Origin of the sequence: Robertmurraya sp. FSL R5-0851 (assembly GCF_038002965.1) — a bacterium.
GTDB classification, from domain to species: Bacteria; Bacillota; Bacilli; order Bacillales; family Cytobacillaceae; genus Robertmurraya_A; species Robertmurraya_A beringensis.
Genome location: NZ_JBBOOE010000001.1, coordinates 3,382,171 through 3,407,797 on the forward strand (window position 1 = coordinate 3,382,171; position 25,627 = coordinate 3,407,797).

General features: G+C 38.2%; 20 protein-coding genes and 1 other annotated feature. Of the genes, 2 read left to right on the forward strand and 18 right to left on the reverse strand.

Annotation, left to right across the window (positions count from 1 at the left end):
* Positions 1 to 42: 42 nt before the first annotated feature.
* Positions 43 to 1,353 (reverse strand): bifunctional folylpolyglutamate synthase/dihydrofolate synthase, encoded by a 1,311-nt coding sequence (locus MKX65_RS17480; protein ID WP_160549790.1) that lies wholly within the window; start codon positions 1,351 to 1,353, stop codon positions 43 to 45.
* A gap of 60 nt (positions 1,354 to 1,413) precedes the next feature.
* Positions 1,414 to 4,059: a valine--tRNA ligase gene (locus tag MKX65_RS17485; RefSeq protein WP_340904781.1), complete on the reverse strand. Its 2,646-nt coding sequence runs from the start codon at positions 4,057 to 4,059 to the stop codon at positions 1,414 to 1,416.
* A 42-nt stretch (positions 4,060 to 4,101) separates the two neighbouring features.
* Positions 4,102 to 4,336, reverse strand: a binding site (T-box leader).
* A gap of 160 nt (positions 4,337 to 4,496) precedes the next feature.
* Between MKX65_RS17485 and MKX65_RS17490 the strand changes: the two genes are divergently transcribed.
* A complete protein-coding gene (locus MKX65_RS17490) occupies positions 4,497 to 4,709 on the forward strand; it encodes a hypothetical protein (RefSeq protein ID WP_119709283.1) in 213 nt (70 codons plus the stop codon).
* An 8-nt stretch (positions 4,710 to 4,717) separates the two neighbouring features.
* On the opposite strand, the gene ysxE is transcribed toward MKX65_RS17490, so the two are convergent.
* From ysxE to hemA, 8 genes are all read right to left on the reverse strand, one after another.
* Complete coding sequence (gene ysxE, locus MKX65_RS17495) at positions 4,718 to 5,773, reverse strand: spore coat protein YsxE (protein ID WP_340904783.1); 1,056 nt, start codon at positions 5,771 to 5,773, stop codon at positions 4,718 to 4,720.
* Between the two features lie 65 nt (positions 5,774 to 5,838).
* A complete protein-coding gene (spoVID, locus tag MKX65_RS17500) occupies positions 5,839 to 7,359 on the reverse strand; it encodes a stage VI sporulation protein D (RefSeq protein ID WP_340904784.1) in 1,521 nt (506 codons plus the stop codon).
* Between the two features lie 145 nt (positions 7,360 to 7,504).
* The gene (gene hemL / locus MKX65_RS17505) at positions 7,505 to 8,791 is read right to left on the reverse strand and encodes a glutamate-1-semialdehyde 2,1-aminomutase (RefSeq protein WP_340904785.1); all 1,287 of its coding nucleotides are present in this window, start codon (positions 8,789 to 8,791) and stop codon (positions 7,505 to 7,507) included.
* Positions 8,792 to 8,815: 24 nt separating this feature from the next.
* Positions 8,816 to 9,793, reverse strand: a complete 978-nt coding sequence (gene hemB / locus MKX65_RS17510) for a porphobilinogen synthase (protein ID WP_160546711.1) — start codon at positions 9,791 to 9,793, stop codon at positions 8,816 to 8,818.
* Positions 9,790 to 10,575, reverse strand: coding sequence for a uroporphyrinogen-III synthase (locus MKX65_RS17515; protein WP_160546710.1), 786 nt, complete (start codon positions 10,573 to 10,575; stop codon positions 9,790 to 9,792). The genes hemB and MKX65_RS17515 overlap by 4 nt, the downstream gene beginning before the upstream one ends.
* Positions 10,572 to 11,507, reverse strand: coding sequence for a hydroxymethylbilane synthase (hemC, locus tag MKX65_RS17520; protein ID WP_160546709.1), 936 nt, complete (start codon positions 11,505 to 11,507; stop codon positions 10,572 to 10,574). Before hemC ends, MKX65_RS17515 begins: the two co-directional genes overlap by 4 nt.
* 23 nt (positions 11,508 to 11,530) lie before the next feature.
* Positions 11,531 to 12,364, reverse strand: coding sequence for a cytochrome C assembly family protein (locus MKX65_RS17525; RefSeq protein ID WP_119709290.1), 834 nt, complete (start codon positions 12,362 to 12,364; stop codon positions 11,531 to 11,533).
* Between the two features lie 14 nt (positions 12,365 to 12,378).
* On the reverse strand, positions 12,379 to 13,725 hold the full coding sequence (gene hemA, locus MKX65_RS17530; protein WP_340904787.1) for a glutamyl-tRNA reductase: 1,347 nt from the start codon (positions 13,723 to 13,725) through the stop codon (positions 12,379 to 12,381).
* Positions 13,726 to 13,977: 252 nt separating this feature from the next.
* On the opposite strand from hemA, the gene MKX65_RS17535 reads away from it, so the two are divergent.
* The gene (locus tag MKX65_RS17535) at positions 13,978 to 14,463 is read left to right on the forward strand and encodes a LiaI-LiaF-like domain-containing protein (protein ID WP_160546707.1); all 486 of its coding nucleotides are present in this window, start codon (positions 13,978 to 13,980) and stop codon (positions 14,461 to 14,463) included.
* A 48-nt stretch (positions 14,464 to 14,511) separates the two neighbouring features.
* Here MKX65_RS17535 and yihA read toward each other — a convergent pair whose 3' ends face one another.
* From yihA to leuC, 8 genes are all read right to left on the reverse strand, one after another.
* Positions 14,512 to 15,093 carry a ribosome biogenesis GTP-binding protein YihA/YsxC gene (gene yihA, locus MKX65_RS17540; protein WP_160546706.1) on the reverse strand — a complete coding sequence of 194 codons (582 nt, stop codon included), beginning with the start codon at positions 15,091 to 15,093 and terminating at the stop codon, positions 14,512 to 14,514.
* The gene (gene lon, locus MKX65_RS17545) at positions 15,090 to 17,417 is read right to left on the reverse strand and encodes an endopeptidase La (RefSeq protein WP_160546705.1); all 2,328 of its coding nucleotides are present in this window, start codon (positions 17,415 to 17,417) and stop codon (positions 15,090 to 15,092) included. Before lon ends, yihA begins: the two co-directional genes overlap by 4 nt.
* Before the next feature lie 181 nt (positions 17,418 to 17,598).
* The gene (gene lonB, locus MKX65_RS17550; protein WP_340904788.1) at positions 17,599 to 19,266 is read right to left on the reverse strand and encodes an ATP-dependent protease LonB; all 1,668 of its coding nucleotides are present in this window, start codon (positions 19,264 to 19,266) and stop codon (positions 17,599 to 17,601) included.
* A gap of 137 nt (positions 19,267 to 19,403) precedes the next feature.
* The gene (gene clpX / locus MKX65_RS17555; protein WP_160546703.1) at positions 19,404 to 20,669 is read right to left on the reverse strand and encodes an ATP-dependent protease ATP-binding subunit ClpX; all 1,266 of its coding nucleotides are present in this window, start codon (positions 20,667 to 20,669) and stop codon (positions 19,404 to 19,406) included.
* 373 nt (positions 20,670 to 21,042) lie between these two features.
* Positions 21,043 to 22,326 (reverse strand): trigger factor, encoded by a 1,284-nt coding sequence (gene tig / locus MKX65_RS17560; RefSeq protein WP_340904791.1) that lies wholly within the window; start codon positions 22,324 to 22,326, stop codon positions 21,043 to 21,045.
* A 135-nt stretch (positions 22,327 to 22,461) separates the two neighbouring features.
* Positions 22,462 to 23,502, reverse strand: a complete 1,041-nt coding sequence (locus MKX65_RS17565; RefSeq protein ID WP_340904792.1) for a tetratricopeptide repeat protein — start codon at positions 23,500 to 23,502, stop codon at positions 22,462 to 22,464.
* A gap of 97 nt (positions 23,503 to 23,599) precedes the next feature.
* The gene (gene leuD / locus MKX65_RS17570; RefSeq protein WP_160546700.1) at positions 23,600 to 24,190 is read right to left on the reverse strand and encodes a 3-isopropylmalate dehydratase small subunit; all 591 of its coding nucleotides are present in this window, start codon (positions 24,188 to 24,190) and stop codon (positions 23,600 to 23,602) included.
* Positions 24,191 to 24,206: 16 nt separating this feature from the next.
* Positions 24,207 to 25,619: a 3-isopropylmalate dehydratase large subunit gene (leuC, locus tag MKX65_RS17575; protein WP_160546721.1), complete on the reverse strand. Its 1,413-nt coding sequence runs from the start codon at positions 25,617 to 25,619 to the stop codon at positions 24,207 to 24,209.
* Positions 25,620 to 25,627: the final 8 nt, after the last annotated feature.

Sequence of the window (25,627 nt, forward strand, 5' to 3'; positions counted from 1 at the left end):
GTTAAGTTTATCAAAGATTCAGATATTTGTCATAGATTTATATTACATCGTTTCTAGTAGTTTTAGTAATTTTGGTTTTACCTCTGCTAAAAAGTATAGAGAACCTGTAATGATAAGTACTTGGTTTTCCCTCAGATGGACTAATTGCTCTTCAATACTTGTCTCCCAATTCATATTTTCAGTTTTATTTTCAGACAAACTAATCGAATAGAGTTCCTTACTAGTTGCTGCGCGTGGAAAATCAAAGGATACGAAAGTGATTTGTGAGGCGATAGCATCAAGCTCTTGAATCATTCCATCTAGTTTTTTATCTCTTAATGCGGCAAAAACGATGTGAATTTCCTTATCATGGTAGCGTTTTTTCACTTCACGGACCAATGTGTGAATTCCCTCTTCGTTATGAGCTCCATCAATAATAACCGTCGGGTAGTTATTTATCACTTCAAATCTCCCTGGCCAATAGGCTTTTTTGATGCCCTTCCTAATGGACGTGGAGTCAATAACAAATTGGCTTTTATCATTTAATAGATGAGCGGCCATAATCGCTAAAGACGCATTTTCGATTTGATGTTTACCTATCATCGATATTTGAATACAAGACCAGTTTTGATCACCCATCTTCCAATCAAACTCTTCACCATTTGCTATTGATTGATGATTTAAAACAAGAAACTCTTCCCCTAATACAAAACAATCTGCATTCTCTACTGAAGCCTTCTTTTTTATTACTTGTAACGCTTCCGATTGATGAACAGCTGTAATGATGGGAACACCGGATTTAATAATTCCCGCTTTTTCAAAGGCGATTTTCTCATGCGTATCACCTAAGATGGCAGTATGGTCAAGACCAATACTTGTAATAATGGACAGAAGAGGGTTTATTATGTTTGTTGAGTCAAACCGTCCACCGAGGCCAACTTCATATAGCACGATATCAACAGAGCTTAACTGACCAAAAAATACGAGCGACATAGCAGTTATAACCTCAAACTCCGTTGGTCCCCCAAGTTCCGTTTGCTCAAGTTCATCACTTAAAGGTTTTATAACATTGACTAAACGTACAATATCATCATTAGATATAGGCTTACCATTCACACTAATTCGTTCATTAAATTGCTCAAAATACGGTGAAGTAAAAGTGCCAACCGAATAACCCTGCTCTTCTAAAATGGATCTTAAAAAAGTAACGGTCGAACCTTTTCCGTTCGTCCCCCCAATATGTACGGAGTGAAAATGTTTCTCTGGATGACCAAGCCTGTCCATCATCCATTCCATCCTTGAAAGCCCCGGCTTGATTCCGAGCCTTAATCTAGCATGAATCCATGCCACTGCTTCTTCATAAGTCAAAAACATGATGATTCACCTTTCATAATAGAGTGAGGACGAATCTATTGTAGATTCGTCCTACTAACATTACAGTCCTTTTAATTCATTTAAACGCGCTTCTACTAGCGCTCGTTTTTCCATGTAGTCTTTCTCTTTTGCACGCTCTTCATTAATTACTTTTTCAGGTGCCTTCTTTACAAAGCCTTCATTGCTGAGTTTCTTTTGAACACGTTCAACCTCCTGGGTGAGCTTAGCGTATTCCTTTCCTAGTCGAGCAATTTCTTCCTCTATATTTAGCAGCCCAGCTAGCGGAAGAATAATTTCTGCTCCTGTTACAACAGCTGTCATCGCCTTCTCTGGCTCATCAACTACCGTTCCAATGACTAATTCTTCCGGATTACAGAAACGTTCAATATACGCACGGTTCTTTTCTAACACAGCAGAGATATTGTCATCTTTACCTTTTACAATCATGTTGATCTTTTTGCTTAAAGGAGTATTTACTTCTGCACGGATATTTCGAACAGAACGGATAATCTCAACCAATAGCTTCATATCGGAAGCAGCTTGATGATCAGTTAACTCCTCGTTTACTACAGGCCATGTCGCAACCGTAATTGACTCTCCTTTATGAGGAAGGTTCTGCCAAATTTCCTCTGTAATAAAAGGCATGAATGGGTGTAGAAGTCTCATCGTTTGATCAAGTACGTAAGCTAATATAGATCTTGTTGTTAACTTTGCCGCTTCATCCTCACCATAAAGTGGAAGCTTTGCCATTTCAATATACCAATCACAGAAGTCATCCCAAATGAAATTGTATAGCACACGACCAACTTCACCAAACTCATATCGATCGGATAGTCTTGTTACCGTTTCAATGGTTTCATTTAATCTTGTCAAAATCCATTTATCTGCTACAGACTTTTCACCACTCAAGTCAATTTGTTCATACGTTAATCCGTCCATATTCATTAATGCGAAGCGTGAGGCATTCCAGATTTTATTAGCAAAGTTCCAAGTAGCTTCTACCTTTTCCGTGCTATAACGTAAATCTTGTCCCGGAGAGCTTCCTGTTGATAAGAAATAACGTAATGAATCTGCGCCATACTTATCAATTACTTCCATCGGATCAACACCGTTGCCAAGTGACTTACTCATTTTGCGCCCTTCAGCATCTCGAACAAGTCCGTGGATAAGAACATCTTTAAATGGACGTTGTCCTGTGAATTCCAAGCCTTGGAAGATCATTCTTGAAACCCAGAAAAAGATGATATCGTAACCAGTTACAAGACAATCGGTTGGGTAGTAACGCTTATAATCACTTGATTCGATATCTGGCCAGCCCATCGTCGAAAACGGCCAAAGAGCAGAACTAAACCATGTATCTAATACATCCTTATCCTGTTCCCAGTTTTCAATATCTGCAGGAGGCTCATGATCAACATGTACCTCTCCAGTTTGTTTGTGATACCACGCTGGAATACGGTGGCCCCACCAAAGCTGACGAGAAATACACCAGTCACGAATATTTTCCATCCAGCGAAGGTACGTGTTCTCAAATCGGTCAGGAACAAAATTCACTTTTTCATCTTTCTTTTGTAGAGCAATTGCTTCATCAGCTAGAGGTTGCATTTTAACAAACCACTGTGTTGATAAATATGGTTCAACTACTGCACCACTTCTTTCTGAGTGCCCAACCGAGTGCATATGCTCTTCAATTTTGAATAATACGTCATCTGCTTGTAGGTCTTTAACGATTTGCTTACGACACTCAAATCGATCTAACCCTTGATATTTACCGGCATTTCCATTCATCGTACCGTCTTCGTTCATTACAAGCACACGTTCAAGATGATGTCTATTTCCGATTTCAAAGTCATTCGGGTCATGTGCCGGGGTTATTTTAACTGCTCCTGAACCAAATTCCATATCTACATAGTCGTCACCAACGATTGGTATTTCACGGCCAACAATTGGCAATATAACTGTTTTTCCAATCAAGTCCTTATATCTATCATCCTCAGGGTGTACAGCAACTGCTGTGTCTCCAAGCATGGTTTCTGGTCTCGTAGTTGCTACTTCGATGAATCCTGAGCCATCACTTAATGGATACTTCATATGATAGAAAGCACCTTGAACATCCTTATAAATAACTTCAATATCAGAAAGTGCCGTTTTCGTAGCTGGATCCCAGTTGATGATATACTCTCCACGATAGATAAGTCCCTTTTTATATAATGAAACGAAAACCTCTCTTACTGCTTTCGATAATCCTTCATCTAGCGTAAAACGCTCTCTACTGTAGTCTAGACCGAGACCTAGCTTTGACCACTGCTCACGAATATGACTCGCATACTCTTCTTTCCATTTCCAAGTTTCTTCCACAAAAGTCTCACGACCAAGATCATATCGGCTCTTTCCTTCTGCACGAAGCTTTTCTTCCACCTTTGCTTGTGTGGCAATACCCGCATGATCCATTCCTGGTAACCACAATACATCATACCCTTGCATACGTTTCATTCTCGTAAGAATATCCTGCAAAGTGGTATCCCAAGCATGCCCTAAATGTAACTTTCCGGTTACATTTGGTGGTGGAATAACAATTGTATATGGCTCTTTCTTTTGGTCATTAAGCGCTTGAAAGTATTCTCCCTTTAGCCACCATTCGTATCGACCACGTTCAATCGTATTTGGGTCGTATTTGGTTGGCATGGTTAATTCATTTGTTTCCATTTATGTTCCCTCCTAAGCTAATACAAAAAAACTCCAATCGTCTAAAAGGACGAATGGAGTTTGCTTCGCGGTACCACCTTTTTTCCAATCAATAAATAAACCATGATTGGCTCTTAAAATAGATAACGGACTTCCCGTCTTTCACTACAAAGCATAACTGTTCGTAAAAGATGCTCAAGGGCGACCTTCAATTGGAGCGCTTAGAAAACTTTTCAGACACGAGTTTTCCTCTCTTTAAGCGAGTAACCAATCTACTCTTCCCTATCAAAGCAGATTTCTGTATTGATTTATGTAAGACTAAAAATATGCCTTCATTTTATACTCCATATACTACATAAAAAAGTACGTTAACGTCAATAAGGATACCCATATTTTTTTATTACCATACATAGAGTAGTGGAAGAAGCATTTTTTTACAACTTCTTTTGGTTTACATTATGAACTTAGGAGGGATTGGTGTGAAAAGAAGGTATAATCCTTATACATTGCCACCATGGTTGAGGACTGTGAGAGGAGTATGCAGACAATTCATTCTCCCTTTTTGTATCTTTCAAGGAATTCGAACCATCTTTCTTCCAACAACATTTGATGTTTTGTTTCTAGCCATACTCATTGCTCTTGCTATTGCTTTTCACTTTGAATTTATATAGGGAGCCCATTAGCTTTGGGCTCCCTCGTTACTTTGAGCTGCGGCTGCCGCTGCAGCTTGTTTTTTTTGTCTTTCAATTTCCTCTATACGTGTAACGACGTACTCAGAATTTTTTAATAACCAAAATTGCTTCTGTAGTCTTTGAACAAACTTTCTTTCATTTCTTTCTTTTGACTTATAATACTCTTCCACTACCCTTAATATGGGACCGGGATGGGCAAAATAACTTAGTAATAGAAGTATTTCGTCATCTTTTAATGGAAAGTACTTTAAATACACATATAACCAGTCTATGCAGTCATCACAATGTTTTGGGAATGTATTTAACAGTCTTGATAAGAAAGGTAATATATCATGAATGGCCGCTCCTTCTCTACTGTCTTCGAGGTTAGTAAAATATCCATATCCTCTATCATCATAAAGAAAATGCTCAGAGGAGATCTTTCCATGAACCACGACCGCCCTGGCTTTTGTTTCTTCCTTTGTTTGCTCAAACCATTCTTTTAGCTTGTTTTTGGAATAAGTAAGCGCTAGCCGAATGTTATTATAATACAAGCAAAACAAAAGTTCGGTAGGGGACATATATTGTTTCCCCTCACACGCCTCAACATATCCTTCAATAAATTCCGTTTCTTTTTCCCAAAGCGAAGAAATGGTACTATAATGTTCTTCTTTTTCTTTAGGATCAATAGTCACTTCGTGAAGGGACAATGTATGAAGCCTTGCTAGCTCCCGAAAAAGCTGTTGATTTCTTTCATTTCTGTTTTCTTTCTCTTCATTTGGCAACCAAGGCATCAGGTAATATAATTCTTGATTATGCAAAACCGCATAGCGCCCATCAACCGTTGGATAAACAGGAACAATACGATTGTAGCCTTTCTGATATAAGTATTGGATATGGCGAATAAAATCCGTTCCATGTTTAGGAGATATCTTTTTTAAAGCAAAAATTCCTTTATCACTATAAATACGAAAAATTTTCCCAAATCGCTCAATAAAGTGTGGCTTAACTCCATAATTTTTTAACACCGGCTCCATTTGCTGCAAATAATTAATATTCGACAAGGAGGCTCAACCCTTCCATAAAAACAACAAGGGCAGGAGTATTCACCTGCCCAATGGTTGTTCTTCTATTTATGGGCAATAGGAATAGGTATATAAAGAACTTGCCCTTCGTATATATCTTGATTTAACTCAAGATGGTTTACCTTAAGTAATTGTTGTACAGGTACTTCGTAACGTGACGCTAATTGTTCGATCGTTTCTCCGCTTTGGACGATGGCTACACGAAGTTTTGTTAAATCTTCCGTCTCCTCTTTTCGAGCAAAAAACTCAGTTAAAGACATTCCCTTTTTTGAAGACTTCTTTTTCTTTACCTTAGGCTGAGGTGGTGAAGAAGAAGATTCTTCTTCCACTTCTGGTTGGGTTTCTACTTGTGGCTGTATCTCGGCTTCTGGAACAGGCTGAAGCTCAACCTCTGCTGCCTCTTCCACCACTTCTTCAACAACCTCTTGGGGTGCTTCACTTCGAGCTGCTGAAAAAGTAATTTCAGGTTCCTTTGCTTCGTTTACAGGAAGTTGTGGAGCTTCAAATAATTCAGTTGACTTATTTATAGAAACCACTTTTTCCTCTGTATCATCCGCTGATTTTCTCGCTTCCACAGCGAAAGGTTCATACTCATGATCTAATATGATTGGTTCCTCTTGTTCTTCTGTACGTTGCTCATGTGACCATTCAATATGGTCTTCTATCTCATCAACTGTTGCTTCTCGGTTTGCAACCTCAAGTTGAAATTCTTCCACTTCTGGTTGGGTTTCTACTTGTGGCTGTATCTCGGCTTCTGGAACAGGCTGAAGCTCAACCTCTGCTGCCTCTTCCACCACTTCTTCAACAACCTCTTGGGGTGCTTCACTTCGAGCTGCTGAAAAAGTAATTTCAGGTTCCTTTGCTTCGTTTACAGGAAGTTGTGGAGCTTCAAATAATTCAGTTGACTTATTTATAGAAACCACTTTTTCCTCTGTATCATCCGCTGATTTTCTCGCTTCCACAGCGAAAGGTTCATACTCATGATCTAATATGATTGGTTCCTCTTGTTCTTCTGTACGTTGCTCATGTGACCATTCAATATGGTCTTCTATCTCATCAACTGTTGCTTCTCGGTTTGCAACCTCAAGTTGAAATTCTTCCACTTCTGTTTCTTCATGTGCAGGTTTATGCTGCTGATCTCCATAAAGACCTGTTATTGTTAAATCGGCAGTTAATTTCATACAGCTTCTTTCTTGAAAAAGATAATCAAAGCTTTCCACTTCTACATAGATGTCATTTATGCTTTGAATACGGTTATTAGGAATGGTTATATCTACTGGAAAACGATGTGAGAACTCATAGAGTCCCTCTTCCCTCTCCTCCACATGATGAACAAACTTCGGAGCAGTAAACAAATCCTCCTCCTCACTAGAACCATCATTGTAACGTTGATATTCACCTGTTAATTCTAATGCACCTTGAATGGTGACATATTGTTCGTTTTCATGAATCGTAATATTTGGAGCAAGCGAAATAGAAACTAACTCCTCTACTTCCTGTCCCTTTTGAAACCACACCGATTCTTCCAATGAAAATCGTAAACACGACTCGTTACCTTGAGACAAAGCGACTCCTCCTTTCATTTCCTATACGTTTAATCACTATGTCATTATCACTCTATGAACTAGTGAATATTTTTATGAATAAAAGTAATCGCAAAGAGCGTGTTTACATAAAAAAGAGACTCATTTGAGTCTCTTTTTAAAATAATCATTTTAGCTTTGAAAAGGCAATGTCGATTGCTTGAATCGTTTTTCCAATATCTTTGTTACTGTGTGCTGTGGATAGGAACATTCCTTCAAATTGGGAAGGTGGTAAGAAAACACCCTGATTCGCCATTTCTTGGTAATAAGAAGCAAAATAATCAAGATTTGAAGTTTTGGCTTGTTCGTAGTTTGTAACCGCTTCGTTAGTAAAGAAAAATCCGACCATCGATCCAACTCGGTTGATGGTGTGGGGAATACCATGTTTTTGTGCCGCTGCTTTTATTCCTTCTTCAAGCAGTGCTGCTTTACGCGCAAACTCCTCATAATGTTCAGGTGTAAGTTGGCTAAGTGTTTCTAATCCTGCAGTCATGGCAAGAGGATTTCCAGAAAGTGTTCCAGCCTGGTAGATCGGGCCACTTGGTGCAATTTGCTCCATGATTTCTGCCCTTCCTCCATAAGCTCCAACAGGTAGCCCACCACCGATAACTTTTCCAAGACATGTTAAATCAGGAGTGATGCCAAAATACCCTTGTGCACAGTTGTAACCCACCCTAAAACCAGTCATTACTTCATCAAATATCAAAAGTGCTCCATATTGCGTAGTAATATCTCTAAGCCCCTCTAAAAATCCAGGTTGTGGTAAAACCACCCCCATATTTCCTGCAACAGGTTCTACTATGATTCCAGCAATATCATCCCCAAATTGCTCAAACGCATAGCGAACACTTTCCAAATCATTATAAGGAACTGTAATGGTATTTTTTGCGACCCCTTCTGGAACCCCAGGGCTATCAGGAAGACCCAAAGTTGCCACACCGGATCCTGCTTTAATTAATAAAGAATCACCGTGACCATGGTAACAACCTTCAAATTTTAAGATTTTATTTCTCCCCGTATATCCACGAGCTAGGCGCAATGCACTCATGGTAGCTTCCGTTCCTGAGGAAACCATACGAACGATTTCAATAGACGGCACTCTTTCTTTCACTAAATTTGCTAATTTCGTTTCAATTAAACTAGGAGCACCGAAGCTTGTACCAAGTTCTGCGACCTTTTTAATCGCTTCAACAACACGATCATTTGCATGCCCCAAGATTAATGGTCCCCAAGACAACACATAGTCAATATATTCGTTTCCATCTATATCATAAATTTTAGAGCCTTTTCCTCTCTCCATAAAAATAGGATCCATTTTAACGGATTTAAACGCACGAACAGGACTGTTTACTCCACCAGGCATGAGTGTTTTTGCTTCAGCGAAAGCTTCAATAGATTTAGAATAAGAGCGCATAAGTATCCCTCGTTTCATCAAGTATTATTTTTCTTTTAACCATCTTGCTGCATCTTTGGCATGATAAGTGATAATAAGGTCCGCACCTGCTCTTTTCATACCTGTTAGCATTTCCATTACAATATTTTTTTCATCAATCCACCCGTTTTGAGCCGCAGCTTTAACCATGGAATACTCCCCACTCACATTATAAACCACAACAGGCAAGTGAAAATTGTTTTTTATATCACGTACAATATCCAAGTATGGCATTCCAGGCTTCACAATAAGGAAGTCTGCTCCTTCCTGAACATCTGAATTTGCTTCTCTTAAGCCTTCCATTCGATTGGCTGGATCCATTTGATACGTTTTACGGTCCCCAAATTGAGGTGTGCTCTCAGCCGCTTCACGAAATGGTCCATAAAAAGAAGAAGCATATTTCACAGCATATGACATAATAGGTATATCCTCAAACCCTGCCTCATCTAATCCTGCTCTTATGGCCGCAACAAATCCATCCATCATATTTGAAGGAGCTATAATATCTGCTCCTGCTTTTGCTTGGCTAACTGCGGTATCAGCTAATAATTTTAGTGATGGATCATTTAATACTTTCCCACCCTCGATCACTCCACAGTGGCCATGACTAGTATATTCACATAAGCAGGTGTCCGCAATAACAACGATATGAGGATACTGTTCTTTAATCACTCTAGTCGCTTCTTGTACAATTCCATGATCATGGAATGCACCCGTACCGCACTCATCTTTTTCATTTGGGATTCCAAATAAAAGGACGCTTGGAATCCCAAGTGCTGCTACTTCATCCATTTCAATTTTCAATTGATCTAATGATAGTTGAAAAACCCCTGGCATAGATTGAATGGCATTTTTTATATTTTCACCTTCTACTACAAAAATTGGATATACCAAATCTTCAAGGTGTAAGTGGTTTTCGCGAACCATTGTGCGTAATGTTGCAGAAGATCGTAAACGACGGTGACGAGAAAATGATTGATTCATTTGTTCTCCCTCTTTCTTATTAGTTTCATAACACTTTGTAACATCTGATCAATTGTGTATGTATCTGGCATGGCATCTACACGTAACCCAAAAGCATTAGCCCGTTGAAGAGTAACAGGTCCAATACAAATGATCAAACAATGATCAATAGTTGATAATAAATTCATTTCATTCACTACAGCCATAAAATGATCCACTGTTGAAGGGCTAGTAAAACTTATGATATCTAACTTCTTTTCTGTTAGCGCCTTCACCAACGCGTCCCGACTACTGTCTGGAAAAAACGTTTCGTATATAACTAGTTCATCCACATGGGCTCCCTTTTTTTCAAGGTTGGTAGAAATAAGTTCTCTAGCTAAATTCCCTTTAGGAATGAAAACGGTCGTTCCTTCACTAATATAAGGGGAGAATTCTTCAACAAATGCTTCAGCCACATATTCTTTGGGCTTAAAATCAACTGTTACCCCTTTTCTCACTAAGGCTTCCTCTGTTTTTTCACCGATAACAGCAATCTTTATATTGTTGAGAACGGTCGGGTTAATATCAAAGGTAAAGAATGTTTCAACTGTCACATTACTAGTAAAAATAATCCAATCATATTTATGTAGTTTTTTATCCAGGAGGATAGGCAGACTGGTTGAAGCAACGGGTCGAAAGGAAATAAGAGGGATTTCCACTGGAATCCCCCCGTATTTCTTGACTAAATCTGAAAATGGTTTGGCATGCTTTTTTCCTCTAGGAATAAGAACCTTCATTCCGTTGAGAGAGTACTCATCACTCATTCACTATCAAGCTCCACTTTCACCGCGTCAATTAGTGCCTTTCCTCCGTTTGCAATCAGCATGTCTGCCACTTGCAGTCCTAACTTTTCAGGATCTTGTCCACTTGCTGATTCCTTTATTATGGTTTTCCCATCTGGAGTTGCTACCAGCCCTGTAAGCGAGATATCACCGTTTTCTTCAACTTTTGCATAACCAGCAATCGGGACCTGACAGCCGCCTTCCATCTTTTGGAGAAAAACTCTCTCAGCTGTCACTGCTTGTTTGGTCTTCATGCAAGTAAAACGAGATAATAAGTTAAGTAGCTGTTCATCACTTTCTCGGCATTCTATCGATAATGCACCTTGACCAACTGCTGGGATACATATTTCATCATCAATAAACTCTGATACTACCTCGCTAGCCCAACCCATTCTGGATAGTCCCGCAGCGGCTAGTATGATCGCGTCATATTCTCCCGCTTCTAATTTAGCTAGTCTAGTATCAATATTTCCTCGTATCCACTTTATTTCAAGGTCTGGTCTAATCGCAAGCAGCTGTGCACTACGACGAAGACTGCTCGTGCCAACAACAGAACCTGATTTTAATTCGTTAATTGGAATGTGATTTTTAGAAATTAACGCATCTCGATGATCCTCTCGAAATGGAATACAACCAATCACTAGACCTTCCGGCAGAACAGCTGGCATGTCTTTCATACTATGTACTGCCATATCTATTTCCTCATCGAGCATTGCCTGCTCAATTTCCTTTACAAATAGACCTTTCCCACCAACTTTAGACAGTGTTACATCAAGGATTTTATCCCCCTTCGTAACAATCTCTTTCACCTCAAATTCAAAGGACGGATCTAATTTCTTCAACTGGTCAATCACCCAGTTTGTTTGTGTAAGTGCAAGCTTACTTCGTCTAGAGCCAACTATTATTTTCCGCATGTAAACCTCCTATGTATGTATCCTCAAGTGTACCAAAAGTGGAAGGATGATAAGTTGCCTATTAAAAAGAAATTGATTAAAACAATTAAGAATGAAGCAATATTCCAAAGAGCCAATGACCTTCCGTACAGCTCCTTGCTAACACGTAAGTATAAATAAATGCTATATGCAATCAGGACACCAAATGAACCAATGACCTTTGCATCTAACCAAAACATCTCAGGAATTTTTAAGTATGCCCATTGAATTCCTAATATCACTGCTAGCATTAGCATAGGCACACCAATGACATTTAAAACATATGACATATGCTCAAGCTTAGATAAATCAGTAATTCTTAACAGTCTAGCTCCCCACTTCTTTTTCTTTAGTAAGTTGTACTGAATCAAATAAAGAAAAGAGAAGACAAAAGAAAGGGAAAAAGCTCCATAAGAAAGAATGGCAAGTGTTATATGAATCAATAAAAGCTCTGAGATGAGTTGCTCGGCCATCACATGAGATTCAAATTGTACAGGTGCAAATGTATGGATAGCTAGAATAATAAACCCCAATACATTTGTAAAAAACACAATGAAATCCACACGTAGTAACCGATTGATTCCTAGTGACAATGTAATTAGCACCCATGCATAAAAGTAGAGCCCTTCAAATATAGTAAGCACCGGGAAACGACCGGTTTTTAACATGTACAAAAATAAAAACATTGTTTGAAGTAACCACACAAATGCAAGTAACCAGAAGGCAACACGATTTGCCTTCCGGTTATGGTGTAAGAAATCAATAAAATATAAGAGCACGCAGAAAGCATACAGGACAACGGTCAGCTCATGCAGCCTCGTCATATAGTAGTCAAACATTCGCTTCTCCTCGTTTATGATTGAAAGGAAGGCTGTTGGTTTGTTAAAACCACTCGATTTGGTTCCGCTTCTCTCAGAACTTGTTGCTCTTTTACAAGTTCATCAATATTAAAAATTTTCACAAACAAATCTAACGCTTGTTCTGAATCTTTTCGAGCGGCTAATTCCTTTGCTTGAAGGATTGGATCTTTTAGCATTTGATTTATAATACTTTTCGTATGTTTATTTAATACTTTAAAATCACGGTCAGACAGATGAGGAAGCTTTCGTTCTAAGCTCTCCATTGTCCCGGACTGAATTGTAAGTGCCTTTTCACGTAGAGCAGAAATAATAGGGACAACTCCAAGTAAATTTAGCCATTGTTTAAAGTCAACAATTTCTTCTTCAATCATCATCATTATTTGTGCAGCTGCACGTTTTCGTTCTTGAAGGTTCGCTTCAACGATTCCCTCCAAATCATCTATATCATATAAGAAGACACTCTCAAGCTCAGCTAATGCTGGGTCCAAATCACGTGGAACCGCAATATCAACCATGAATAAAGGCTTTCCTTTACGCAGCTTTTCTACTTGAGTCATCATATCTTTTGTAATAACAAATTCCTTTGCACCGGTTGAACTTATCAATATATCTGCATCGATTAAAGAACACTGAAGCTCTTCTAGTGTTTTAGCTTCACCTTCGAAACGATCAGCTAAATTCTGAGCCTTTTCATACGTGCGATTAATAACCGTTACCTTACTAGCTCCATTTGCATGTAGATGTTGTATGGCGAGTTCCCCCATCTTACCTGCACCAAGAATTAACACATTCTTTTTATTTAAGGAACCAAAGATTTTCTTCGCTAATTCTACCGCTGCATAACTTACCGAAACCGCATTCGCACCAATATCAGTCTCTGAATGTGCTTTTTTAGCTAAGGTTACTGCTTGTTTAAAAAGCTGGTTAAAAACTGTACCAACGGTTGCATGTTCTTGAGCTAATAAAAAGCTTGTACGAACTTGACCAAGGATTTGTGTCTCACCTAATACCATTGAGTTCAATCCGCAAGTTACACTAAATAAGTGTTCCATTGCACCGTCATGTTCGTATATAAATAAGTATGGTGAAAATTCGCTTTGCTCAATTGAAAACCATTCTGAAAGAAATTCTTTTATATAATATCTGCCTGTGTGTAGTTGATCAACAACCGCATAGATTTCTGTTCGGTTACAAGTAGAGACAATTACATTCTCTAACACACTCTTTTTTTCTTTAAGAGCGTTCATTGCTTCCCCTAACTGCGAAGGGTTAAATGTCAAACGCTCACGAATTTCAACAGGGGCAGTTTTATAATTAAGACCGATCACTAATATATGCATACAGAAATACATCCCCCAGAATATTTGCATGTTTGCTAGTAGTAATTATAACATGTTCCATTTTTATAGAAGAAAATGAATTATGACCATATTTGTATAAAATGTGAACAAAATCTAATCATCTGTGATGCAAATATGCTATTATAATTAATTGGTAAACCTTACTTGCTCGTCATAATATGACAAGCCTCCATATGTACAGTAACAAAAATTAGAATGATTATCAAGTAATCCTTACTGGAAGTGGTGCTAATGAAAAATCAACGAATCTTTCCTGGAATCATCCTTATTGGTTTTGGTGTTTATTTCTTTTTACAACAGGCGAACATCGCTCTTTTTCAACAGTTTTACACATGGCCAACTCTGCTAGTAATCGTTGGCGTTTCCTTTCTCTCTCAAGGGTATGGGGCGAAGGATTATGAAGCTATTCTGCCTGGTGTCATTCTTACCGGATTTGGTCTTCATTTCCATATCATTAACCATTTTCAACTATGGCCAAATCATATTGGAACATTTATCCTAATTATTGCGCTTGGATTCTTATTACGTTACCAGAAGGTGCGTTCAGGACTTTTTCAAGGAATATTATTTCTTGTCCTCGCATTATTGCTTCTATTTTACGATAAAATTACCGCATGGCTAGGTATCCTTGAGAATACAGTTACAATCGCTTGGAAGTCTTGGCCAGTTGTGTTGGTGATCATTGGCTTTTACCTACTTTTTATCAGAAAAAAATAAACGAACAACTAAAAGAACCGTCAGACACTTTTGTGCTGACGGTTTCTTTTACATATAACTCGCAATGGTTGCCCACGCTTTATCTTTTCCTTCTCCTGTTTCAGAAGAAAACTGAATAATCGTATCATGCGGGTGTAATTCGAGCTTTTCTTTTGTTATTTTCAAATGCTGTGCTCTTTTTGTTTTAGAAATTTTATCAGCCTTTGTGGCAATGACAATACATGGAATTTCATAATGCTTTAAGAAATCATACATCATGATATCATCTGCCGTTGGAGGGTGACGTAAATCAACAATTAATAGCACAGCCTTTAGCTGCTCTCTCGTCGTTAAATACGTTTCAAGCATTTTCCCCCATGCTTCCCGTTCCTTTTTAGAAACCTTTGCATAACCATATCCTGGTACATCGACAAAATGAAGGACTTCATTAACGATATAAAAGTTCAGCGTTTGTGTTTTACCAGGCTTGGAAGAAATTCTTGCTAATCCTTTACGATTGAGCATTTTGTTAATAAATGATGATTTGCCTACATTGGAGCGACCAGCTAAGGCAAATTCAGGAATTGGTTCAACCGGGTACTGATCAGGCTTTACCGCACTTATGACAATTTCTGAGCTTGTTACTTTCATCTATTGGCACCGCCAGTCAAAGCATGCTCTAACACTTGGTCCAGATGTGAAACGAGAACAAACTGTAGGTCTTCACGAACACTCTCAGGAATATCATCGATATCCCTTTCATTATCCTTTGGACAAATGATTTTAGTTAATCCCGCTCGATGGGCACTTAGAGATTTCTCCTTTAGGCCACCGATTGGTAATACTCTACCACGTAACGTGATTTCACCAGTCATACCCACTTCTTTACGAATGGCACGCCCTGTCAGAGCTGAGACCAATGCCGTTGCCATGGTAATTCCTGCTGATGGCCCATCCTTCGGAACCGCCCCTTCTGGGACATGAATATGGATATCATTTTTTTCATGAAAATCAGGGTCAATTCCAAGCTCATTTGCTTTTGAACGAATATAACTAAATGCTGCTTGAGCGGATTCCTTCATAACATCGCCAAGCTTCCCTGTTAGGATGAGCTTTCCTTTTCCCGGAGACAAGGACACTTCAATTTGAAGGGTATCTCCACCAACCGTTGTATAAGCAAGACCAGTAGCTACGCCCACTTGATCCTCAAGTTCTGCTTGACCATAGCGGAAAGTTGGCTTTCCTAAAAATTCGTCCACATTTTTTTCAGAAACGATGACTTTTTTCTTTTCACCTGAAACAATAATCTTAGCTGTTTTTCGGCAAATAGTCGCTAACTGACGTTCTAGACTTCTTACACCCGCTTCTCTAGTGTAATAACGGACGACTTTTTGAATTCCATCTTCTCTAATTTGCAACTGAGCTTTTGTTAAGCCATGCTCCTTGGTTTGTTTTGGAAGCAAGTGATCCTTTGCGATATGAATCTTCTCAAGCTCTGTATACCCAGCAATCGTAATAATTTCCATCCGATCTCTAAGCGGACCAGGAATGGTTGCCAAATTATTTGCAGTAGCTATAAACATTACTTTAGACAGGTCATATGTTTCTTCGATATAGTGATCACTGAAGTTATGATTCTGTTCCGGATCTAGTACTTCAAGCATGGCCGCAGATGGATCACCACGGAAATCACTTGACATCTTATCGATTTCATCGAGTAGGAAGACAGGGTTGATTGTTCCTGCTTTTTTCATCCCTTGGATGATTCTACCAGGCATTGCCCCTACATACGTACGTCTGTGACCTCTAATTTCAGACTCATCTCTTACTCCACCTAGAGAAATTCTCACAAAATTTCTATTTAATGATGTCGCAATCGATCGGGCTAAGCTAGTTTTCCCAACTCCTGGAGGTCCTGCTAAACAAAGAATAGGTCCTTTTAATGAGTTCGTCATTTGCTGAACAGCTAAGTACTCGAGAACCCTTTCCTTCACCTTCTCGAGGCCGTAGTGGTCATTATTTAATATTTTTTCCGCTTTATGAATATCTAAGTCATCTTCCGTTGCCTTCGACCAAGGAATAGCTAAAAGCCATTCAATATAGTTTCGAATAACGGCACTTTCTGCAGAACTTGAGGGAACTTTTTCATACCTTTCTAGTTCCTTCATAGCAGTATTTTTTACATGCTCTGGCATGCCAGCTTGTTCGATTTTTTCAGTAAGATCGCTTACTTCTCCTGTCTTACCTTCTTTATCACCTAGCTCTTTTTGAATGGCCTTCATTTGTTCACGCAAGTAATATTCCTTTTGCGTACGCTCCATAGATTTTTTCACTCTTTGGCCAATTTTTTTCTCTAGGTTTAATACTTCTTTTTCATTGTGTATGATGTCTACAATCTTCTGAATTCTTTCCTTCACATCGATTGTTTCTAGAATCTCCTGCTTTTCCTTTAGCTTTAAAGGAAGATGTGAGGAAATGATGTCAGCCATTCTACCCGGTTCCTCAATATCCGTGACAGTTGAGAAAGTTTCTGCCGAGATTTTCTTAGACATCTTTATGTACTGCTCAAAATAATCAAGCATCGTCCGCATTAATGCTTGTGATTCCGCATCCTTTTCAACTGGATCCTCATATGTTTTTATTTCAACAGAATAGTGATCGTCTTCATCAAAAAATGAAACAATCTCCGCTCGCTTTAAACCTTCAACGAGTACTCGTATCGTACCGTTTGGAAGCTTGAGCATTTGCTTGACCTTTGTAAGTGTTCCCATCTTATACAAGTCATCCTCAAGTGGTTCGTCAATTGATACCTCTTTCTGTGTTGTTAAAAAGATTAAACTGTCATCTACCATTGCCTTCTCGAGAGCTTGTACTGATTTTTCTCTTCCGACATCCAAGTGTAAAACCATTGTCGGATAAACAAGTAAACCTCGAAGTGGCAGGAGGGGGACAATGATTTCTGTCTTTTTCGCCATTACCTTGCACCTCCAAATGCTTTCTTTCCCTCTTAATAAAGGAATTCTTTGTACAATTCTATCGTATTTAACCGGTAGTGTCTATTTACAAGCAAATATGCTATTTATTACGAAATCGTGAGCTTCCAACAAAAAACTCCGGCTCCTCAAAATGCAAACCGAAGTTCTATTTTCATTCTACTTAAATACTTTCTTTTTTTGAAATTTGCACGGATGCTGTGATGACATCTTCATTTGCATAATCCTTTAATAACGCATGTTCAAACACCTCTGACAAATGACTGACCGGGATAATCTCAATATCCTTAATTTCATAAAGCATCGATTGGATATTCTCTTTAGGAATAATCACTTTACTAGCTCCAGCCTTTTTCGCCGCTTTCACTTTTGGATATACTCCTCCAATTGGCTTTACATTTCCATGAATACTAATTTCTCCTGTCATTGCAACCGTGTGGTCAATAGGGTGCTTGTAGATAGCAGAGTAAATACCTGTTGCCATCGCAATCCCTGCAGAAGGTCCATCAATCGGAACTCCACCCGGAAAGTTAACGTGAATATCAAATTCATCAGCCGGAACTCCCATCGAACGAAGTACAGTTATAACATTCTCAATCGAACCTTTTGCCATACTTTTTCTTCTTATCGATTTTCCTTGACCACCAATGCTTTCTTCTTCAACTATGCCTGTTATATTTATGGAACCTTTTTCTTTTGTCGGAATAACCGTCACTTCAATTTCAAGCAATGCTCCAGAATTCGGTCCATAAACGGCTAATCCATTTACAAGTCCAATGGTAGAAGAAGACATAATTTTCTGTTCCATTCTTGGTGTTAACTGACTAGATTGAATAACCCACTCAATGTCTTCATCCTTTATAAAATCTCTATCTTCGGTGATGGCAAGACCGGCAGCTATCTGTATCAAATTTACTGCTTCTCGACCATTTCTAGCATAAGATGATAATATATCTATTCCTTTTTCACCAATTTTCAACTTCACTTTTTCTGCAGCCTTTTCTCCAATCGAAGAGATTTCTTCTCTGCTCAACTCCCTGAAGAACACCTCCATACATCTAGAGCGAATCGCTGGAGGTATCTCACTTGGTGTTCTCGTTGTAGCACCTATTAAACGAAAATCTGCTGGTAATCCATTTTTAAATATATCATGAATATGTGTTGGTATTTGTGTATTTTCCTCGCTATAATAAGCGCTCTCTAAAAATACTTTACGATCCTCTAGAACTTTTAAAAGCTTGTTCATTTGAATCGAATGAAGTTCTCCGATTTCATCAATAAATAATACACCACCATGTGCATTTGTCACTGCACCTTGCTTTGGTTGAGGAATTCCTGCTTGTCCCATTGCTCCTGCACCTTGATAGATAGGGTCATGGACAGATCCGATAAGAGGATCTGCAATCCCTCGCTCATCAAACCTAGCAGTGGTTGCATCTAACTCAATAAACACAGAAGAAGATTGGAATGGTGATTTGGCATTTTTCTTTGCTTCTTCTAACACTAGTCGAGCTGCAGCCGTTTTTCCTACTCCAGGTGGTCCATAAATGATCACATGTTGAGGATTCGGACCACATAGTGCCGCTTTTAACGATTTGATTCCATCTTCCTGACCTACAATATCATCAAAAGTACTCGGTCTCACTCGCTCTGAGAGTGGCTCGGTTAATGAAATAGATCTCATTTTTCTTAATTGGTCCATTTCTTTTTTTGATTCCCTATCAATGGACACCTTTTGTGTCCGTTGACTTCTTAATAAATTCCAAAAATAGAGTCCAATAACGATGCCAAAAAACAACTGAATAAATAAGGCAATTCCCGTCCAACTCATAGCATTCCCTCCTGCACTTTTCATAGTAGTTATAAGCTAGTATCTCCTTCTGCAGAGGGGAATAAACAAGGATTAACGTATTTTACTTTGTGAGCCAAAAAAAGAACCGTAGTCTTATGCTACGGTTCTACTGTATTTTAGGCAGATGTTTTTCGTTCTTCTTTAAGAATACTTCCATCTTTTAGAATTAACTTTGGTACACCGTTATCAACCACGGTTTCTTTCGTGATGATACACTTAGTAATATCTTCTCTTGAAGGAAGATCAAACATTACGTCAAGCATAATTCCCTCAATGATAGAACGAAGGCCACGAGCACCTGTTTTACGCTCAATTGCTTTTTTCGCAATTTCCTTAAGAGCATCTTCTTCAAATTCTAATTCTACATCGTCTAGTTCAAGCATTTTTTGGTATTGTTTTACGAGTGCATTTTTCGGCTTTGTTAAAATTTCGATTAATGCGTCTTCATCTAACGTAGCTAGACTTGCAATAACTGGAAGTCGACCAATGAATTCAGGAATTAATCCGAAGCGTAATAGGTCTTCTGGTAATACCTTAGAAAGAAGATCCTTATCTTCTACTTCCTTCTTTTTCACATCTGATCCAAAACCGATTACCTTTTGACCTAGACGTCTTTTAATGATTGGTTCAATACCATCAAATGCTCCACCACAAATAAATAAAATGTTAGTAGTATCAATTTGAATGAACTCTTGATGAGGATGCTTTCTACCGCCTTGTGGTGGTACACTAGCCACCGTTCCTTCAAGGATTTTTAGTAGAGCTTGTTGTACTCCTTCACCAGATACATCTCTAGTAATGGATGGATTTTCCGATTTTCGAGCAATTTTATCGATTTCATCAATATAAATAATACCTTTTTCAGCTTTTTCAACATCATAGTCAGCTGCTTGAATAAGCTTTAACAGGATATTTTCAACATCTTCACCAACGTAACCAGCTTCAGTAAGTGATGTTGCATCTGCAATAGCAAAAGGAACATTTAAAATTCTTGCTAAGGTTTGTGCAAGAAGTGTTTTTCCACTACCTGTTGGTCCAATCATTGCTATATTACTTTTTGAAAGCTCAACTTCATCAATTTTGCTGTTAGAATTGATGCGCTTATAATGATTGTAAACAGCAACCGATAAGTTTTTCTTCGCTTGATCCTGACCGATTACATACTCATCTAAAATATTGCGGATTTCCATTGGTTTCGGAACATCCTTAAATTCTACTTCTTCTTCAGTTCCGAGTTCCTCTTCCACAATTTCAGTACATAACTCGATACACTCGTCACATATATACACACCTGGACCTGCAACTAGTTTTCGAACTTGATCTTGTGTTTTACCACAGAAGGAACACTTTAATTGTCCTTTTTCATCATTAAATTTAAACAATTTCTTCACCCCTTGAAAAGCGTCTAAAACACATAAATTGCTGCAGATATAATTGTTTATCTTTACTTACAGTATTCTTTATTCAATTGTTATCAATAAGTTATGTATTGCATTGTATCACATTTACTAGGTGGACAGGAAATGATAACTCTTGAAAAAGAAAACATTTTCATATCTGCAAAAGTAAATAAATATGTACTAGTTAATCTTAACCATAATTTCTAAAGTTAAATCGGAAGTTTTTACTAAATCTTTAAAAACTTCATTTCTGTATTAGTTATGTATATGTCATTCTAATTGATTTTATAAGTATGTAAATGGTATAAAACAAGGCACGATTCAATCGCGCCTTGTTCATTTTTTATAATATGATTTAAACCGTTTTGCTGTTTTCTACTAAGAATTCAACAGCTTTTCTAACTTTAAGGTCTCCCTTAATTCCATCTACATTTCCTAAAGCAGCTCTAATGTTCTCAACAGTCATATTATACATTTCAGCCATTTTGTTTAATTCTGCATCTACATCTTCTTCAGAAACTTCAAGATTTTCTGCAGCTGCGATAGCTTCAAGAGTTAAGCTTACACGCACACGCTTTTCGCCTTCTTCTCTCATTTGCTCACGTAGGGCATTTTCATCTTGGCCTGAGAATTGGAAGTATAATTCAAGGTTCATACCTTGCATTTGTAAACGTTGTTCGAACTCTTGCATCATGCGATCCACTTCCGTATCGATCATTACAGCTGGAATGTCAATCTCAGCATTTGCTGCTGCCTTGTCAACAACGGTATCACGTACGTGGTGCTCTGCTTCATGTTTTTTAGAATCTACTAAACGATTCTTAATCTTTTCTTTTAACGCATCAAGTGTTTCAACTTCTTCATCCACATCTTTTGCGAACTCGTCATCAAGCTCAGGAAGCTCTTTTCCTTTTACTTCATGAAGTTTTACTTTGAATACTGCAGGTTTACCAGCTAATTCAGTTGCATGGTATTCTTCTGGGAAAGACACTTCTACATCTTTTTCTTCTCCAGCAGCTAGTCCAACTAATTGCTCTTCGAACCCAGGAATAAATTGACCTGAACCTAACTCAAGTGAGTAGTTTTCAGCCTTTCCACCTTCGAAAGCTTCTCCATCAACGAAACCTTCAAAGTCCATTACTACTGTATCGCCATTTTCAGCTTTGCCTTCTTCTTTAACAACAAGCTCAGCTTGACGTTCTTGAAGAGTTTTTAACTCGTTAGCTACATCCTCATCAGTAACTTCAGTTTCAACTTTTTCTACTTCAAGTCCTTTGTACTCACCAAGTTTCACTTCAGGCTTAACTGTAACAGTTGCCTTAAAGATAAAGCTCTTGCCTTTTTCAATTTGCTCTACATCAATTTCAGGACGATCAACTGGATCAATACCTGATTCTTCAACTGCGTTTGCATAAGCTTCCGGAAGAAGAATATCAATTGCATCTTGGTATAAAGACTCAACTCCAAAACGCTTCTCGAACATTGCACGAGGCATTTTCCCTTTACGGAAACCAGGTACATTTACCTTTGTTACTACTTTTTTAAATGCAGCGTCTAAACCTTCATTAACCTTTGCTGCATCTACTTCAACTGTAAGAACCCCTTGGTTCCCTTCTAGTTTTTCAAACTTCACAGACATACGAACTTTCCCTCCAAAATCTATTTACATTTTCATTCGTTACTAATTTAGATGAATATGTAAGCTTGTTTTTAATATACAGTTATTACAACCACTACATTATAACATAGGTTGCCTTCGTTTCAACATCCTAGACTAAATAATAGGATAAGAAAATTCTTCAATTTCTTGTATATATCGTAATAATGTCTCAATATCCTGTTCAGATGATTGATAAACATCACTCATTTCATCAATCGAATAGTCCTGTGCGAAAAACATCAAAACTAATATATGATAAGCGGCAGCCAGTGTTCTCATATCATTCGAAGGGTAATGAAATGGGTACAATATAAAAAGATGACGGTCTATTAAACTAATGGCTTGTTCTAGTAACGTGGGATTTTCCTGTTCAAGTTGTTCTGCTAAAACCTTTGAGACCTCTATTTTTTGTTGATGATCCCTTAAATCATAGAGATCCTTAGGGATTAACACCATTGAGGATTGAAGCTTAGTCACTGTTATTGGCTCATGATATTGATGTTCTTTAAGTACGTGTAAGAGCATCGTTTTAATAAAAGGTTGGCCTTCACTTGACTGTAGATAGTTACGTATTTCATTTAATACAGGCTGGATATTTTGATGAGCAAGGTTAGCCACTTGTAACAATAGCTCCTTCTCATCCTTTGGGTCAAACAAATTAAGTGATTGGGGAGCGACTTGCTTGATTTCCTTTTCATCTTCTATTTCTACTGGCTGATTTTCTTCTACTGCATTAAGCATTCTTCTACTAAAATCCAGCAGTCTTCTAAAATGCTCGTATTTTTCAACTGGAACTTCATGTTCCTCTAATAGCACCTCAATGGTATGTACGACACGGCTGTATTCTTGTAGCTGGACAAGAACCATAATGAGCATATCAACCGTTTGAAAATACTCACCGATACCTATCCTTAACATCTCTTCTGTATACTCTTTTGCTTTTTCAAATGATCCGGATTCATAATAAGCCAAAACCAAGGCAAACCAAATATCACTGTTTTCTTGATCATGCTCTTTTGCTTCTTCAAAATAAGGAATTGCCTCTCTAAATTGCTTTTTTTGTATAAAGTCTAACCCTTTTTCGAAAAGCCTCTTTTCTAAATCGGGGAAAAACACTACGTTTCCGTCCTTACGAGCCCGTTCCCTTTTTTTCATCTACCATACCCCTTATTTATAACCTGAGGTAAGTTTAGCAGAAACCACTATAAAAACAAAATAATAAATGGCCACAGCTTGTGCTGCGGCCATTTATTTACTTTGTTAACAATGCTCGGTTCTTTTCATATTTATTAATTTGCTCGTCTAATTGAAGGGTAATTTCAATCTCATCCCAGCCATTAATCAGCATCTTTTTCCAATAAGAAGAAACCTCGAAAGACTCTGATAGACCTTCAGCATCACTTATTGTTTGGTTTTCTAAATCAACTTTTAATTTATAGCTAGGGTTTTTCCCTTTTTCTAATAACACCTTCACTTTTTCTTCCTCTAATGCAATAGGAAGCATGCCGTTTTTCAGGCAGTTTTGATGAAAGATATCGGCAAAGGATGGAGCAATAACTACTTTAAAACCATAATCTAATAGAGCCCATGGAGCATGCTCCCTTGAGGAGCCACATCCAAAATTTTCGTTAGCTATTAGTATAGAAGCATTTTTCTTTGACGGATGATTTAATTCAAACTCAGGATTATCGGAGCCATCCTTGTTATATCTCCAATCGAAAAATAAATATTTTCCAAATCCTGTTTTCTCAATTCTTTTTAAAAATTGTTTTGGGATAATTTGATCTGTATCTACATGTGCACGATCAAGTGCTACGGCTTCGCCTTCAAAAATAGTAAACATAATTTTTCCTCCCTCCTTATCGTACTTCTACAGGAGTTAATTTTCTAATGTCAACAAAATGTCCATAAAGTGCTGCTGCTGCAGCCATTGCAGGACTAACTAAGTGAGTTCGAGCTCCCGCTCCTTGTCTACCTTCAAAATTACGGTTAGAAGTAGAAGCACAGTGTTCTCCAGCTGGAACAACATCATCGTTCATGCTCAAGCACATACTACAACCTGATTCTCTCCACTCAAATCCTGCCTCAATAAAGATTTGATGTAACCCTTCCTCTTCAGCACGTTGTTTGACGCCTTGAGATCCAGGTACCACTAATGCACGTACACTTGGATGTACCTTTTGTCCCTTTACTACTTCAGCTGCTTTACGGATATCTTCAATTCTTGAATTCGTACATGACCCAATAAACACATGCTGAATTTTAATATCTTCGATTTTTTGCCCTTGATTTAGCCCCATATACTGAAGCGCTCTTTCAAGTGTACTCTTCTCAATTTCTGTCTCGTAATCTGCAACTGTTGGAATAGCGTCTTCTATTTTTGCTGTCATTGCAGGGTTGGTCCCCCAGCTGACCATCGGTGAAATATCAGAACCATCAATTACAATTTCTCGATCATACTTTGCATCTTTATCAGATGTAAAAGCACTCCAATGCTCTACATATCTATCAAACTCCTCTTTGTTCGGAGCGAATTTTCTACCTTTTAGATAAGAGAATGTCGTTTCATCCGGAGCTACTAAGCCTGCTCTAGCTCCACCTTCTATTGACATATTACAAATGGTCATTCTTTCTTCCATTGAAAGACCTTCAATTACTTCACCACAATACTCAATAACGTATCCTGTTCCAAACTGAACTCCAAATTTTGAAAGGACATACAGAATAACATCCTTTGCTGTAACCCCGCTTGAAAGCTTCCCATTAATTTCAAGCTTTAATGTTTTCGGCTTGGATTGCCAAAGAGTTTGTGTGGCAAGTACATGCTCCACTTCACTTGTACCAATTCCGAATGCTAAGGCACCAAATGCACCATGTGTGGAAGTATGACTATCTCCACAAACAATCGTCATCCCAGGCTGAGTTAACCCTAGCTCTGGACCGATAACATGGACGATTCCTTGGTCAGGGCTATCTAAATCAGCTAAAGGAACACCAAACTCTTGACAATTTTTTTCAAGTGTCGTCATTTGATTTTTTGCCACCGCATCGTTAATTTGCTTTCTGTTTACAGTTGGAACATTGTGATCCATCGTAGCAAACGTTCGATCAGGACGTCGAACCTTTCTATTTTTCATTCTTAGTCCTGAAAATGCTTGTGGAGAAGTAACTTCATGAACTAAATGTAAATCAATGTATAATAAATCCGGTTTCCCTTCTTCTTTTTGTACAACATGGTAGTCCCAAATCTTTTCAATAATTGATTTCCCCATCATTTTGA

Excerpts from the sequence above, each read along its gene's own strand:
- MKX65_RS17490 (WP_119709283.1), top strand. The coding sequence starts at position 4,497 with ATGAACTTAGGAGGGATTGGTGTGAAAAGAAGGTATAATCCTTATACA.
- hemL (WP_340904785.1), bottom strand. The coding sequence starts at position 8,791 with ATGCGCTCTTATTCTAAATCTATTGAAGCTTTCGCTGAAGCAAAAACA.
- leuC (WP_160546721.1), bottom strand. The coding sequence starts at position 25,619 with ATGGGGAAATCAATTATTGAAAAGATTTGGGACTACCATGTTGTACAA.
- MKX65_RS17565 (WP_340904792.1), bottom strand. The coding sequence starts at position 23,502 with ATGAAAAAAAGGGAACGGGCTCGTAAGGACGGAAACGTAGTGTTTTTC.
- lon (WP_160546705.1), bottom strand. The coding sequence starts at position 17,417 with ATGGCGAAAAAGACAGAAATCATTGTCCCCCTCCTGCCACTTCGAGGT.
- hemB (WP_160546711.1), bottom strand. The coding sequence starts at position 9,793 with ATGAATCAATCATTTTCTCGTCACCGTCGTTTACGATCTTCTGCAACA.
- MKX65_RS17525 (WP_119709290.1), bottom strand. The coding sequence starts at position 12,364 with ATGTTTGACTACTATATGACGAGGCTGCATGAGCTGACCGTTGTCCTG.
- leuD (WP_160546700.1), bottom strand. The coding sequence starts at position 24,190 with ATGTTTACTATTTTTGAAGGCGAAGCCGTAGCACTTGATCGTGCACAT.
- MKX65_RS17535 (WP_160546707.1), top strand. The coding sequence starts at position 13,978 with ATGAAAAATCAACGAATCTTTCCTGGAATCATCCTTATTGGTTTTGGT.
- MKX65_RS17515 (WP_160546710.1), bottom strand. The coding sequence starts at position 10,575 with ATGAGTGATGAGTACTCTCTCAACGGAATGAAGGTTCTTATTCCTAGA.
- tig (WP_340904791.1), bottom strand. The coding sequence starts at position 22,326 with ATGTCTGTGAAGTTTGAAAAACTAGAAGGGAACCAAGGGGTTCTTACA.
- yihA (WP_160546706.1), bottom strand. The coding sequence starts at position 15,093 with ATGAAAGTAACAAGCTCAGAAATTGTCATAAGTGCGGTAAAGCCTGAT.
- MKX65_RS17485 (WP_340904781.1), bottom strand. The coding sequence starts at position 4,059 with ATGGAAACAAATGAATTAACCATGCCAACCAAATACGACCCAAATACG.
- hemA (WP_340904787.1), bottom strand. The coding sequence starts at position 13,725 with ATGCATATATTAGTGATCGGTCTTAATTATAAAACTGCCCCTGTTGAA.
- hemC (WP_160546709.1), bottom strand. The coding sequence starts at position 11,507 with ATGCGGAAAATAATAGTTGGCTCTAGACGAAGTAAGCTTGCACTTACA.
- lonB (WP_340904788.1), bottom strand. The coding sequence starts at position 19,266 with ATGAGTTGGACGGGAATTGCCTTATTTATTCAGTTGTTTTTTGGCATC.
- MKX65_RS17480 (WP_160549790.1), bottom strand. The coding sequence starts at position 1,353 with ATGTTTTTGACTTATGAAGAAGCAGTGGCATGGATTCATGCTAGATTA.